Origin of the sequence: Roseibium sp. AS2 (genome assembly GCF_038900065.1) — a bacterium.
Taxonomy (GTDB): domain Bacteria; phylum Pseudomonadota; class Alphaproteobacteria; order Rhizobiales; family Stappiaceae; genus Roseibium.
In genome coordinates, this window is record NZ_JBBMQN010000009.1 from 112,991 (window position 1) to 126,501 (window position 13,511).

The 13,511-nt window shown below is 62.3% G+C and carries 11 protein-coding genes; 5 read left to right on the forward strand and 6 right to left on the reverse strand.

Annotated features, from left to right (window positions below):
* Positions 1 to 56 precede the first annotated feature (56 nt).
* The gene (locus WNZ15_RS23035) at positions 57 to 707 is read left to right on the forward strand and encodes a glutathione S-transferase family protein (RefSeq protein WP_342895378.1); all 651 of its coding nucleotides are present in this window, start codon (positions 57 to 59) and stop codon (positions 705 to 707) included.
* A 49-nt stretch (positions 708 to 756) separates the two neighbouring features.
* Here WNZ15_RS23035 and WNZ15_RS23040 read toward each other — a convergent pair whose 3' ends face one another.
* The 3 genes from WNZ15_RS23040 to WNZ15_RS23050 form a co-directional block, all read right to left on the reverse strand.
* On the reverse strand, positions 757 to 1,557 hold the full coding sequence (locus WNZ15_RS23040; RefSeq protein WP_342895379.1) for a glucose 1-dehydrogenase: 801 nt from the start codon (positions 1,555 to 1,557) through the stop codon (positions 757 to 759).
* A 61-nt stretch (positions 1,558 to 1,618) separates the two neighbouring features.
* Entirely contained in the window at positions 1,619 to 2,068 is a 450-nt protein-coding gene (locus WNZ15_RS23045) for a dihydroxy-acid dehydratase (RefSeq protein WP_342895380.1), read from the reverse strand.
* 16 nt (positions 2,069 to 2,084) lie between these two features.
* Entirely contained in the window at positions 2,085 to 2,771 is a 687-nt protein-coding gene (locus WNZ15_RS23050) for a GntR family transcriptional regulator (protein ID WP_342895381.1), read from the reverse strand.
* A gap of 246 nt (positions 2,772 to 3,017) precedes the next feature.
* Here WNZ15_RS23050 and WNZ15_RS23055 point away from each other — a divergent pair, with 246 nt between their 5' ends.
* The 3 genes from WNZ15_RS23055 to WNZ15_RS23065 all read left to right on the forward strand — a co-directional run bounded on the left by WNZ15_RS23055 (position 3,018) and on the right by WNZ15_RS23065 (position 6,529).
* Positions 3,018 to 4,031 carry a TRAP transporter substrate-binding protein gene (locus WNZ15_RS23055; protein ID WP_342895382.1) on the forward strand — a complete coding sequence of 338 codons (1,014 nt, stop codon included), beginning with the start codon at positions 3,018 to 3,020 and terminating at the stop codon, positions 4,029 to 4,031.
* An 88-nt stretch (positions 4,032 to 4,119) separates the two neighbouring features.
* Positions 4,120 to 4,932 carry a TRAP transporter small permease gene (locus WNZ15_RS23060; protein WP_342895383.1) on the forward strand — a complete coding sequence of 271 codons (813 nt, stop codon included), beginning with the start codon at positions 4,120 to 4,122 and terminating at the stop codon, positions 4,930 to 4,932.
* A 4-nt stretch (positions 4,933 to 4,936) separates the two neighbouring features.
* Entirely contained in the window at positions 4,937 to 6,529 is a 1,593-nt protein-coding gene (locus WNZ15_RS23065) for a TRAP transporter large permease subunit (RefSeq protein ID WP_342895384.1), read from the forward strand.
* Here WNZ15_RS23065 and WNZ15_RS23070 read toward each other — a convergent pair.
* The 3 genes from WNZ15_RS23070 to WNZ15_RS23080 all read right to left on the reverse strand — a co-directional run bounded on the left by WNZ15_RS23070 (position 6,524) and on the right by WNZ15_RS23080 (position 12,129).
* Entirely contained in the window at positions 6,524 to 9,706 is a 3,183-nt protein-coding gene (locus WNZ15_RS23070) for an efflux RND transporter permease subunit (RefSeq protein ID WP_342895385.1), read from the reverse strand. The two genes, WNZ15_RS23065 and WNZ15_RS23070, sit on opposite strands and share 6 nt — an antisense overlap.
* 44 nt (positions 9,707 to 9,750) lie before the next feature.
* Positions 9,751 to 11,262, reverse strand: a complete 1,512-nt coding sequence (locus WNZ15_RS23075; RefSeq protein ID WP_342895386.1) for an HlyD family efflux transporter periplasmic adaptor subunit — start codon at positions 11,260 to 11,262, stop codon at positions 9,751 to 9,753.
* Between the two features lie 198 nt (positions 11,263 to 11,460).
* Positions 11,461 to 12,129, reverse strand: a complete 669-nt coding sequence (locus WNZ15_RS23080; RefSeq protein WP_342895387.1) for an outer membrane protein — start codon at positions 12,127 to 12,129, stop codon at positions 11,461 to 11,463.
* Positions 12,130 to 12,491: 362 nt separating this feature from the next.
* Here WNZ15_RS23080 and WNZ15_RS23085 point away from each other — a divergent pair, with 362 nt between their 5' ends.
* Positions 12,492 to 13,511 carry a calcium/sodium antiporter gene (locus WNZ15_RS23085; RefSeq protein WP_342895388.1) on the forward strand — a complete coding sequence of 340 codons (1,020 nt, stop codon included), beginning with the start codon at positions 12,492 to 12,494 and terminating at the stop codon, positions 13,509 to 13,511.

Here is a 13,511-nt window from a genome sequence, read left to right on the forward strand (position 1 = left end):
AGGCGCACTCGCTAGACGTCCCCCAATCCCGCCCCTGCAGTTCTGGAGTCCGGACCATGATGATCCTTCGTTCCTCGCCCCCCTCCCCCTTTGGCCGCAAGGTCAAGATCGCCATGGCGATCCTCGGCCTGAAGGACCGTGTCACGGTCGAAGATACCAACACGGCCGACCCGTCCGACAGCATTCGCGGCCAGAATCCGCTCGGCAAGATCCCCGCGCTGATCCTGGAAAACGGCGACGTTCTGTACGACAGCGCCGTCATTCTGGAGTATCTGGATTTCCTGGCTGGCGGGAACACGCTCTTTCCCGATGGCGAAGCCCGGTTTTCCGTGCTGCGCGACCAGACCCTGGCAGACGGCATCATGGATGCGGCCATCCTCCGGGTTTACGAGAAGCGGTTCAAGCAGCCTCAATACCGCGATCCGGCCTGGGATGCCTATCACGGCGCGAAAGTCGAACGTGGCCTGGCATACTTCGAGGAAAGAACACCGGCAGCACCGTCGACCCAGGCTGACGTCACCGCCGGCACACTGACGCTCGCCTGCGCCCTTGGCTACCTCGACATGCGCTTTGGCGGCGACTGGCGCCAGGGCCATCCCCGTCTGGTCGCCTGGCTGGATGCGTTCGAGGCTGCGGTTCCCGCCTTTGCCGACACGAAGCAACAGCCCGCTCCCGTGCCGGACGACGCTGCCGCGGAGCTGCGCTAACCCGCCAAAATAACTCCGCTTTCATGGAAATCCATGAAAGCGGACGGCTTCATGTGCGCAGTGTCACCTCGAATTTTCCGTCGATCGGCCAGTTGATGCCGCATGAGGCGCCGCCGTCCACCCTGATCGTCTGGCCCGTCAGGAAGGCGGATGCCGACGAGATCAGAAAGATCGCCGTGCCGACAAGGTCGTCCACCCGTCCCATGCGTCCGAGCGGCGTCACCGTCTTGTTCCAGGACTGCAGGTTCGGGTCCGACCAGAGTTTTTCGGTCAGATCCGTCAGGATAAAGCCTGGCGCCAGCGAGTTCACCCGGATGCCGTGACTGCCCCATTCCAGCGCCAGCGCGCGGGTCATGCTGGACAGGCCGGATTTCGACATGCCGTAAGGCGCGACCTGGGCCAGCGAACTGAAAGTGGACAGGCTGTCGACGTTTATGATGCAGCCTTCGCCCTGCCGGATCATCTGCTTGCCGACGGCCTGCGCCATGAAGAACGCGCCGCGCAGATTGATGTCCATGATCTTGTCGAATTCCTCGGGGGTATAGTCCACCGCCGGCTTGCGGGTGTTCACGCCCGCGCAATTGATCAAGGCATCGATCCGGCCGACGTCGGCAACGACCCTGTCGACACAGGCGGCAATCGTATCCGTTTCGCTGACGTCACAGGTTTCGAAGGTCATCCGGTTCGCCGCCGCAGCACAGGCGGTCCGCAAGGTTTCCTCATCGCGGCCCGTGATGATCACCCGCGTACCGCGCGCAGCCAGCGCCCCGGCCATCGCCAGACCGATCCCCCGGCTGCCGCCCGATACCAGGACGATCTTCTCCGATACGTCGAAAAGCTGGTCGGTCAATTCATCAACTCCCGCTACGACTGGCTTCTCAGGCCGGTGTCTGTTGCACCGAACCCGGCGGTCAGTGGCTGTCGCGCGGCAACATGTGCCTGACCTTCCGGTAGGACGTTGCCATTTCGAGACAGCCCCCGTCGGCGAACTGGCCGACGTTCGCGCGGCAAAGTTCCTGCCAGGGTGTCTGGTTCTCCAGATCCGGCGGCGACCAGTTTTCCCGCCTTGCGGTCCAGTCTGCCTCATCGACCAGAGTGTCGAGTGTGCGGTTGTTCAGACCCAGCCGCACCGTGTCACCATTCTTGAGCAACGCCAGCCCGCCACCGATGGCGGCTTCCGGCGATGCGTTGCGAATCGAAGGGCTCTCGGAGGTGCCGGACTGAGGTTCCTCCGCCATGAAGTCGCTGTTCTGGTAGCGCTCCTGATAGAGCGCCGTCATCGCGGGATTGTTCGGATTGTCGAACCATTCCTGCGACCTTGATTTTGATTTGGCTGAATACCGTGAGCGATAGTCGTCCATTGCGGCCTTGCCCCGGTCAGCTGTCGGACGCCGTGGCGGCCTCCTCCTCGGAAAACACGATCCTGATGTTGTCGATGGCCCGCCTGAGATGGTCTCTCATTTCTCCGGACACCTGCTCCTTGTCCCGCAGGCGCAGACCCTCGGCGATCCGGCCATGATCGATCATGGCCTTGTCCCGGGCAGACCGGTCCCGCGCGGACAGGAACCGGACGCGCCACAGCCGTGAGTGATACTGCTTGTGGGTCTTGATCAGCGACGGGTTCTTCGTCGAGGCGACGATGGCCTCGTGAAACGACATGTCGATCTGGAAGAACTTGATCTGGTCAGGTTCCTCCACGTTGGCGAGCATCATCCGGTGCTTTGCCTCGATCCTGTCGATTTCGTCCTGGGTGGCCGCGTCGCAGGCACATTCCCCAGCCAGTCCCTCCAGCGCCGACTGAACAAGCAGCAGATGGCTTACCTCGACAAAGGAAGGATTTGCCACGACCGGACTTTTGGAAGGTGACATTTCGATCAGCCCCTCCGACTCCAGCACCAGCAACCCCTCGCGCAAGGGTGTCCGGCTGACGCCGAGCGCAGCCGCAGTCTCGCGTTCCGGGATGTTTTTCCCCGGCGGCAACTGCCCCAGCAGGATCTGTTCGCGCAGGACATCGGCGATTTGTTCGCCGAGCCGCTGGCGCGGCAGGGATGGAAGGTCGATCATGTTGTCTTGTTTCAATGCCACAGGCGGTCTCGAAAACGGTTCGGGTTTCCGGCATTGACGAAGGGGGTCCATCAATGCCTTTATCTGCATTTGGTATACCAAGCAAAAATTTGCAGGTATAGCAATTATTGACATGTCCGCGCGTTCTCTTTAGCTGTAGAATTCGGGACTGCTCGCTGACCGGGAAAAACGGCACGGGCCCCGCGTTTTCCTGGGAGGGAACAACGGAACTGGGAGGAAGAGATCATGAAATTCACGAGTCTGGTGGCCATCGCCGCCTTGTCCGCCGGGATTGCGACCGGCGCATCTGCGGCCGACTTCAATCTTCGCATACAGACGCATTACTCACCCGAAGCCGTTTCGGGTAAGCTTGCGCAGGAATTCATCGACAATATCGAGCGCATGTCCGGTGGCCGTGTCGAGATCGAAATGTTCTGGTCGTCGGCCGTCGTCGCGACCGTGGAAGGGTTCGACGCCGCTGCGACCGGCATCCTCGACGGCGAAATGCATGGCGGCGCTTACCAGACCGGTAAAAACCCCGCCTTCCAGTTCGTGGGCGACCCGATGGGCGGCTACGACACGCCGTGGGAGCTGTACAGCTTCTACTATTTCGGTGGCGGCAAGGAGGCTGCGAACGAGTTGTACGAGGCGCACAACATGCATCTCGTCGGCTGGTGGACCGGTGGTCAGGAAGCCATGTCCTCGTCTCGGCCCATCGCGGGACCGGAAGACCTGAAGGACTGGAAATTCCGTTCGCCTCCCGGCCTCGAAACCGAAATCTTCGCCGAACTGGGTGCATCGCCGATCGTCATCGATTTCACCGAAGTGTTCACTTCGCTTGAAACCGGCATCATTGACGGTGCCGATGCTTCGAGCCTTGCCAACAATGTCGGTCTTGGACTTTATGACATCGTCGGCCACGCCACCTATCCGGGCTTCCACTCCATGCCGGTGGACCATGTGACTTTCAACCTCGACGTCTGGAACAGCTTTCCGGACGACATCAAGGCGATCATCGAAACGGCGACCCAGGCGCTGGCCTTCAAGACGTCGATGTCGATCCATATCGCCAACGAGGAAGCCGCTGCCACGTTGAAGGAACAGGGCGTGAAGCTCTATGACTGGTCGCCGGAAGACCGCGCCGAATTCCGCGCGGGCGCACAACGTGCCTGGGATGGCTGGGCCGAAAAGACGCCGGAAGCCAAGGCACTGGTCGAGGCGCACCGCGCATTCCTGCGCAGCATCGGAAAAATCCAGTAAACTTGAACGCCTGGAAAACGTGAGACCTGAACGGGCCCTTCGGGGCTCGTTTTTCTCGCTGGGTCGTTGAAACGCAAGGGAGGGCGGTGTGCCTGTTCAAGCGGAAAGCGTGTGGCTGGGGGCCGCCAGAAAACCGGTCCGTATCATCATGGTGACCAGTTTTCTCGGTGCCGTGGCGATTGTCCTCGGGCTGATCCTGGGCGGATTGTTTTTCGGCGCCGAATTCGACATGAAGCAGGTCCTGTCGCCGACGCAGACGCCGACCGTGCTCGCGATGCTGATCCTGGCAACGATTGCCCTGCTTTCGGCCGGCATCTATCTGTCCGACACGCGCGGCGTGATCGAGTCCGAGCCTTCCGGTTTCTTCGACATCGTCAGTCTGATATGCGCCCGCCTGGCCATGATGGCGACCGCCGGCATCGTGCTGGTCATGTTCTTCGAAGTCATCTCTCGCTATGTTTTCTCGAAACCGACACTCTGGGCAAATGAGCTGTCCCTGTGGATCGCGGGCATCGTTTTCCTGCTCGCGGGCCTCTATGCGATGCAGCAGCGCAGCCACATTCGCATCTTCATCATCTACGACCTGTTTCCCCGCTGGCTCCAGAAGCTTTCGGATGTGATTTCGGTCTTTCTGATCTGGGTCTTCACATTCCTGCTGATCTGGGGCGGCTACAACGAGGCCGTGGCCAAGTTCTTCCGGTGGGAGACGTTCGGAACCGCCTGGGATCCGCCAATTCCCGCCACCATCAAGCCCGCGATCCTGATCATCGTGCTTCTGGTGGCCATCCAGGCCCTGTCCAACCTGATCGCCGATTGGAACAAGGCTCCGGAAGTTCACCTTCCGGTCGACGAAATTGACGAGCATGAGATCGAACTCATTCGCAAGAATTTAGAGGGCTAGCCGAATGGACGTCGGAACGATTTCACTACTCCTGCTGCTCGGCCTGTTCCTGCTGCTGGCCATGGGCATGCCACTTGGTTTCGCCTCGGCCACCCTCGCTGGCGCTGTCCTTGTGCTGAAATTCGGACCGGACCTGCTGTTCCGGGATTTCGGGCGCGGGCCTCTGGCTGTCCTCGGCCAGGCGATCTACCGGCAGATGACGAATTATGTCCTGATTTCTGTTCCCCTGTTCATATTCATGGCGGCGCTGCTGGAACGCAGCGGCATCGCCAAGGACATGTACTCCTCGCTCAACGTTTGGCTCAGCCGGACCCGGGGCGGAATTGCGATCGTGACTTCGATCATGGCCGTGATCATGGCGGCGATGTCCGGCATCATCGGCGGGGAAGTCGTTCTGCTCGGGTTGATCGCCCTGCCGCAGATGCTCCGCCTCGGCTACAACCAGAACCTCGCCATCGGCACGATCTGCGCCAGCGGGTCTCTGGGCACAATGATTCCGCCTTCAATCGTTCTGATCTTCTATGGCCTTGTTACGGAAACCTCGATCAAGGCGCTGTTCACGGCCTCGTTCCTGCCGGGTTTCATGCTGGCCTCGTTCTTTCTGATCTACATCATCGTCCGGACGCAACTGAACTCGGACCAGGCGCCCTTGCCCGAACCTGATCCGAACGACCCGCCCGGCAAGGAAAAAGCGTTCCTGTTTGCCGGCTTCATGACCGTGATCGTCCTTGCGACCACAGTCCTGCTGCTGGTGCGCACCCTGTTTCTCACCGCCACCGGAGCGAATGCCGTCACCGAAGGCGTTGACCCGATCACCTGGGGCATGGTGTCGGACCTGCCGTATCAGGCCGGCATACTGATAGCTGGGTTCCTGCTGATCGCATTCGTCTTCGGCCGCGACAGGATCCGGCTGGGATGGGAGATGGGCAAGGGCCTCGTTGCCCCTCTGGTCGTCATCGGCGTCGTTCTCGGGTCGATCTATGGCGGCATCACCGGCATCACCGAGGCCGCCGCGATGGGTGTGGTCGCGGTCTTCGTGATTTCCGTCCTGCGCGGTGAAATGAGCCTGAACGTTCTGCTGGACTCCCTGATGCGCACGATGAAATCCACCGGTACCATAATCTGGGTAACGGTGGGCGCGGCAGCGCTCGCTGCCGCATACACGCTCGCCGGCGGTCCGGCCTATGTCGCCAATCTGATTGTCGGAACCGAGCTGCCGACGATGGGCATCATTCTGGTGATGATGGTGGTCTTCCTGATCATGGGGATGTTCATGGACTGGGTCGGCATCGTTTTGCTGATCATGCCCGTCTTCCTGCCGATCGTCCTGGCAATGCCCGTCGAGGAACTCGGCTTCCTCGGCAATGTGGAGCCCAAACACGTCGCGATCTGGTTCGGTGTGGTGTTCACCATGAACATGCAGGTCAGCTTCCTGTCGCCGCCCTTCGGACCGGCAGCGTTCTATCTGAAGTCGGTCGCCCCGCCACACATCTCGCTGACCGACATCTTCAAGGGTTTCCTGCCCTTCATCGCCATACAGCTTCTGGCCCTGCTGGTCCTGCTGACATGGCCGAACCTGGTCTCGGTGTTCCTATGAGGTCCGGCTCCCCGACAGGGGGCCGCGCCCGCGTGCCTTGAGGAGCCGGCGGCCGCTGACCATCGTCTGACCGATGTCCTTCTGTGCCATCAGGAACGCGGGAACCAGGAGCAGCACGAGGAACAGGCCGAAGCCGAGCCCGTAGGCCAGCGTGATCACGGTGGGCAGCAGGAATTGCGCCTGACGGCTGGTTTCGAACAGCAGCGGGGCCAGGCCGAACACCGTCGTCGCCGTTGTCAGCACCACGGCACGCAGACGGTCGCAGACGCCGTTCACCACCGCCTGGCGGAACGGATGGTCCCGGGCGTATTCGTCGATCGTCGTGACCAGCACGATGCTGTCGTTGATGATGATGCCCGCCATGCCGATAAAGCCGACCACCGAGAACATCGACAGCGGAATGCCGTGGAGGTAATGCCCCCAGATCATGCCGACGCAACCGAAGGGGATGATCAGCATGATCATCAGAGGCCGCGTCCAGGATTCGAAGATCCAGCACAAAACCAGGTAGATCCCGGCCAGGCACAGGGCAAAGCCGATCATGGCATCCGACAGGAAGGACCGCTCCTGCTCTGCCAGACCGCTCATCTCGCTTTCCACATCGAACTCCGAGGCAAGCTGAGGCAGCAGTTCGTCCTGCAACAGCGCCGTGACCCGCGCGGCCGCCTCCGGATCGTCCTCCGAGACGTCACCGGTCACACGCAGGGTTCTCAGGCCGTCGCTCCGGCGCACGGAGGCAAAGCCGTAGTTGCTGTCGATCCGCACGATTTCGCTTAAGGAGACATAGGTGCCCGCATTCGTGCGCACCCGGGTCGTGTACAGGAAAGAAGCGTCGGCTTCCTCGTCGGGCATCAGCACCTTGACCTTGGCCGTTCGTCGTCCCACAGGAAACTCGGCGACTTCGATGCCCTCCAGCCGGTTGCGCAGGATCTTGGCGACATCATCGGTCGTGAAACCGAGCGCCTCGCCCCGCGGCGTCAGCGTCAGGCTGAGCTCCGGCTTGTCGTAGGAAAGTGTATCCTCCAGCGCGCTGACGCCATCCAGCGGCGCCAGCGACTGCTTGAGGCTTTCGGCGGCTGCCTTCAGGTTCTCGGTCGCGCTGCCATAGAGCTTGACGTCGATCGCGTCACCGCCCGGACCGGAGCGCTCTCCACGAACGGCCAGCGTTTCCAGCAAGGGCGGCTTCCGGATCTCTCCGCGCCAGTCACCGATGAACTGGAAGGCGGAATAGGGGCGAAGATCCGGGTCGAGAAGTTCGATCGAGATCCCCCCGAGCTGGTCGACATCCTTCGTATCGGCCCCGCTCAGGCCACGCCCGGCGGTGGCGCCGACCGTGGACAGGGTAAACAGCACCGGTTCCGCCCCGTATTCTTCCGAGTAGCGCACGTTGACGGTATCCAGCGCCCGTTCCATCTCGGCGATCATCGCCTTCGTGTCCTCGCGCTCCGCTCCCGGCATCATGGCAATGCTGGCGGACACCACGGCACGCTCCGGCGCATTGAAAAACCGCCAGCGCACGCTGCCGTCGAAAAACAGCGACACGGACAGGGCAAGGATCATCACCGCCAGACCGATGGCGGGATAACGCAGCTGGATGACCCGGCCGATGCCCGGCCGGAACGCGGTTTCCCGGAACCAGACGAAGCCCCGGTTGAAGGCCCTGTTGGGCCAGTCGTACCAGCGCGGCTTCTTGCTCGCGGACAGGGCGTGGTTCATATGCGCGGGCAGGATCAGGAACGATTCTATCAGGCTCGCGATCAGCACCACCGCAACGGTGAACGGAATGTCGGCGACCAGGCTGCCGAACCGCCCTCCGATCGCGGTCAGTCCGATAAAGGCAATCAGGGTGGTGATCGACGCGCTGAACACGGGTGCCGTCATGCGCCGCGCCGCAAGGCTCGCCGCCTCGGCCGGCGAATGGCCCCGCCGGTGCAGGAAGTCCGCGTGTTCCCCCACCACGATGGCGTCGTCCACGACGATGCCGAGGCAGATGATCAGCGCAAACACGGAGATCATGTTGAGGGTCAGCCCGAAGGCATACATCAAGCCGATGGTGGCCGCCATGGCCACGGGAATGCCGGCTGCAACCCAGAAGGCGGTGCGCGACGACAGGAACAGGAACAGGAACGCCAGCACGAGACCGAGCCCGAACGCCCCGTTTTCGATCAGGATGTCCATTCGGTCGATGATCGCCTGGGAGCGCGTGTTGGTCAGTTGGACCACGACCCCCTCGGGCAGGGTCCCCTGGAACTCCGCGGTGATCCTCTCTACGGCGCGCTGGATCGCAATGGTATCGCCCTGTGCGCTCCGGTCGACCCGCAGCACCACCGCCGGCATGCCCTTGTGATAATAGGCCCGTCCGCTTTCCACGCCTTCGGTCACGATGTCGGCAACGGACCGCAATTGCAGCTTTTCGCCCTGGGAAGGCGCCTTGACGACGATCTCGCCGAGTTCCTGCTCGGAGCGGCGCGCCTGTCCGGTTCTGAGCCGGGCACCGCTGCCGCTGATATCACCGGCAGGTGTGGTTTCCATCTCGGCGGAAACGGTCTCGGCGATTTCGGCGAGGGTCAGATCATGCCGTACCAGCATGCTTTCACCCACATTGACCCGGATGATCGGATCCGCCAGACCCTGGATCGACACCCGCGTCACGTCCTGCCGGAACAGGACCGTCTGCAGATCCTCCGCGAAACGCGCGAGCTGATCGATATCCACCGGGCCGTAGATGACCACATCGGTGACGCGGTCCCGGTAGACGCTGCGCGAAATTTCCGGTTCCTCGACACCTTCCGGCAGGCTGGAACGGGCCTGGTCCACCGCCGCCTTGACCTCGTCCGTGGCCTGGCCCATGTCCCAGCCGTCCTCGAATTCCAGTTCGATGCTGGCCGTGCCCTCGCGGGAGATCGAGGTTGCCTCGTCAACCCCGTTGATCGCCAGCAGCTGCGGGCCGAGAATTTCGACCACCGACCGGTCCATGTCCTCCGGCCCCGCACCGGGCCAGTTGATCTCGACATCGACTTCCTCGCGCACGAAGTCGGGGAAGAACTGCGTTCGGATCTGTGTTCCCGCCGCCACCCCGCTCAGCAGCATCAGCGCAAGCAGCAGGTTCGCGGCGGTCTTGTGCCGCACCATGTAATCCAGCAATGAAGCAAATTGTGAGCCGCCAGGAGAACGCATTTCAAAACACTCCACAGTCAGTGCGAAAACCCGAACCGGGCGGCCTAGCCACTGCGGCCGGACCGTTGTTCAAGACGATCGATCAGATCCTTGGGCACCATCGGCTTGTTCAACAGGGCAAGCAGACGGGCCTTCCGGTTTTCAGGAATGTCGGACGTGGTCAGCCGGGCGATCAGCGCGGCACGCCTTTCCGGCTCCAGCGCGACCAGATCCCCGGACGGGCGCGGGGCGTCCGGTTGCGGCTCCTGCACCGAAACCGGCGTGCCGTCTGCCGGAGCTTGCCCGCCGTCGTCGCTCCGCCTGGCGGTGACCTTCAGGCCGGTTCCAAGCTGCGGCAGCCGCTCGCGCACGTAGTCGGCGCCAAAGGGAACATCGGCCAGCACCACCTCATTGCCCATCCGGCGCAGGACGGTGCTGCGGATTTCATCGATCCGGTCCCCCTCTCCAACCACGAGAAGACGGCCGTCTTCCGTGACGGCGGCGGACGGCACGAGCGCGACATCGTGCAGGGGTGGCTCATTGACCTCGACCTTTACGAAGTCTCCGGGGCGCAACACCGTTCCAGGCTCGATTTCCAGGGATGCGAACAGCGTCCGGCCCGCCTCTCCCTCCGAGACCACCGCCGCGGACCGGTCGACCCGTCCCGGAACCTCGATCGAGCGTCCGCCGAGTTGCAGCATCACTTTGACCGGCGCCTTGATGAGCGAACCGCTGTCGTCGAGAAGGCGCGAGAATTCGCTGGTCGACAGCGAGAACCTGACTTCCAGCGCCGCCGGATCGATCAGTTGCGCCAGGGCTTCGGAGGCACTGACCCTCCGGCCGAGCGTGGCGTTCACTTCGGAGAGATAGCCGTCGAACGGTGCCGTGAGGGTCGTCTCGTCGAGCACCCGCTGCGCGTCTTTCAGCACCAGTCTGGCGCGTTTCACGGTCAGGTCCATGCGCTCGATACGCTTGCGCGCGGTGATCACCGCCTGCAGCCGGTTGCTCAGGGACTGCTCCAGCGAGGCAACGCCCAGTTCCTCGGCCTCGACCTGAACCGCGGTCGAATAGCCCTTGTCCTTCAATTGCCGCTGACGCTCCAGCGCCTGGCGGCGCAGCTCGAGCTGACGGCGCGCGGCTACAAGTTCCTGCTCGGCGCCGACGATGGCTTCCTCGGCTTCGGCTTTCTGCGCTTCCGCGTCCGCAAGGGCCGCCTCGGCGTCCAGAACCAGGAAATCCGCATTGGCCGGATCGATCCGCAGGAGCAACTCGCCTTCGGCAACGGCCGCGCCGTCGCGAAACTTTGTGGCGACATCGACAAGCCGGCCTTCGGAACTGGCCCTGAGCTCAAGCGTGCGCCAGCTTTCGATCTCGCCATAGGCGGTCGTGACCGGGGCGACGGTCTGCGGAGTGAGTTCGGCGACATTGACCGAGTAGCTGCGTTCCCGGGCAGGCCGCTTGCGCACCGTCTCTTCCGCGGTCATGACCCCGTAGAGCCGGTAGACGCCGAACCCGGCAAAGCCGATCATCACCGCCATCAATGCCAGACCCACGAGCCCGCGCACCAGGAACCGCATACACCTCTCCCACCGAAACAGAGCGCCGCGCGCTGTTCGCACGCGGCCCAGACGAATGCGCACGAAAAAAACGCGCCTGAATCACATCGCTCAAACTACCATGCATGTAAGGCGAAATTCTGAAAACCTTGTAACCACTTGTAACAAAAAACCCGGCACCTTCCGGTGCCGGGCCTGTTGCCAAAATCGCCGGTCAGGTCAGAACTTGTAACCAACCCCCATCCGCACCTGCGAATTGTTGAACTCCGAGCTGACACCCGTTCCGTTCAGGTTGAAATCCTGGCTGCCGAAGTCCTGGTAGACGTACTCGAGCCGGGCGCTCACGTTGTTGGTGATGGCCGCCTCGGCACCCGCACCGACGGTCCAGCCCAGCGCTGTCTTGCTGTCCTTGTCGCCGGCCCCGGAGAGTTCCAGGTCGGCCAGGGCGAGACCGCCGGCGCCATAGACCATGTATCGGTCGAAGGTGTAGCCGACACGTGCCCGGATATTGGAATTCCAGTCCGACTTGGACGTGACGTTCAGGCCGCCATTGCGGCGCGAGTCTTCCAGGTCCGTCAGGCTGAAATCGGCTTCCGCGCCGAGAACCATATTCGGCGTGACCTGGAAATTGTAACCGGCATAGAGACCGCCGGCGACGCCGTTTGCGTTGGTGCCCAGACCGGTATTGCCGGATTCGTTGGCGAAGTTGCCGAAGGCCCAGCCGAGGTTGCCGCCGAGATAGATCCCGGACCAGTCAATGCTCTGCTGCGGAGCCGGAACCGCCTCGTAGGCCGGTGCCGGTGACTGGGGCAGATCCGCGGCCAGTACCGGTGCGGTAGCGGCCGTTGCGGCGGTCAATGCCATGCCAGCAAGTGCAAGACGTTTCATCAAAGATACTCCAGATCCACATGACTCGTTATCAGATAGCCGGACAGGCCGGCCAAGTGCGAGCAGGACGGGCGTCACACGTCCCCACTCTCCCCCTCAGGCGAGATATGGGGAGTGTTTGTGGCGGATCAGGATTGAGATTTGGGAGTTTTGATGGCAAATAGCGGCAACAATCGGACAGGTTCAATGGCCCGTTAAGACCATTGCAATTTGCACGTTCCGTCGCCATCTGCCGGGTAGAAAGATCGTTGCCCCCGCCTTTCCCCGGATCAATCTATTGCGTATAAGGCGCCCAACCGGACTTGGCTCCTTTCCAGGAGCCGGGCACGTCGATCACACCAGACCGGAACCGGAACTCGTAAATGCTGTTTGACTACATCAGCCTCGCAGGCGGACTTGTTGTTCTGATTATCGCAGGCGATGTCTTGGTCAGAGGGTCTGTCGGGGTAGCGCAGCGTCTTGGAATTCCCAATCTGGTCATCGGCCTGACCATCGTTGCCTTCGGAACATCGGCTCCGGAACTGGTCATTTCCCTGAATGCCGCCCTGGCCGGTGCCGGCGGCATCGCCATCGGCAATGTGGTCGGATCGAATATCGCCAATGTGCTTCTCGTCCTGGGCATGCCCGCCCTGATCGCGGCAACGCCCTGCGGAGAGACCGGCGCGACCCGCAACGCTCTCTATATGGTCGCCGTCACGCTTGTCTTCATCGCCCTGTGTTTCTTCACCCCCATCGGCTTGCCGGCGGGGCTGCTGCTGCTGGCACTTCTGGGCGTCTTTCTGGCGGCCTCGACGATCGTGGCGCAGCGCCACCGCAAGGAGCAGAAGGCGATTGCCGCCGCGGCCGCCGGTGCCGCCGTCGCGACTGCAGACGCCGCCGACGAAGCCGACGATGTGCTGGACGATGTCGAGGACGTTCCCGATTCCCTCTGGATCGCGTTTGTCTATATTGCTCTTGGCATGGTCGGATTGCCCCTTGGCGCACATTTCACGATCACCGGCGCAACGTCCATCGCCTCGGCCTGGGGTGTAAGCGAAGCGGTGATCGGCCTGACCGTGATCGCGCTCGGCACGTCGCTTCCGGAACTCGCCACCACGGTCATGGCGGCCATCCGCCAGCACGGCGCCGTGGCCATCGGCAACGTCATCGGATCCAACATTTTCAATCTGCTCGCGATCATCGGCATCACCGCCGTGGTCGTTCCCATCGATGTTCCGTCCGAAGTGTTGAAACTGGACATCTGGGTGATGCTGGCCTGTGCGCTAATACTGACGGCGCTGGCCGGTTTCCGCGTATGTCTCGGCCGGATTTCCGGCCTCGCGATGACCGCCGCCTACGCCATTTACATCGCCACGGTCTACATGTTCGGGCATGCCGCCTGA

Bases quoted from the DNA above. Each gene is read 5' to 3' on its own strand.
- WNZ15_RS23035 (WP_342895378.1), top strand. From the start codon at position 57: ATGATGATCCTTCGTTCCTCGCCCCCCTCCCCCTTTGGCCGCAAGGTC.
- WNZ15_RS23045 (WP_342895380.1), bottom strand. From the start codon at position 2,068: ATGGACGACTATCGCTCACGGTATTCAGCCAAATCAAAATCAAGGTCG.
- WNZ15_RS23050 (WP_342895381.1), bottom strand. From the start codon at position 2,771: ATGATCGACCTTCCATCCCTGCCGCGCCAGCGGCTCGGCGAACAAATC.
- WNZ15_RS23055 (WP_342895382.1), top strand. From the start codon at position 3,018: ATGAAATTCACGAGTCTGGTGGCCATCGCCGCCTTGTCCGCCGGGATT.
- WNZ15_RS23065 (WP_342895384.1), top strand. From the start codon at position 4,937: ATGGACGTCGGAACGATTTCACTACTCCTGCTGCTCGGCCTGTTCCTG.
- WNZ15_RS23070 (WP_342895385.1), bottom strand. From the start codon at position 9,706: ATGCGTTCTCCTGGCGGCTCACAATTTGCTTCATTGCTGGATTACATG.
- WNZ15_RS23075 (WP_342895386.1), bottom strand. From the start codon at position 11,262: ATGCGGTTCCTGGTGCGCGGGCTCGTGGGTCTGGCATTGATGGCGGTG.
- WNZ15_RS23080 (WP_342895387.1), bottom strand. From the start codon at position 12,129: ATGAAACGTCTTGCACTTGCTGGCATGGCATTGACCGCCGCAACGGCC.
- WNZ15_RS23085 (WP_342895388.1), top strand. From the start codon at position 12,492: ATGCTGTTTGACTACATCAGCCTCGCAGGCGGACTTGTTGTTCTGATT.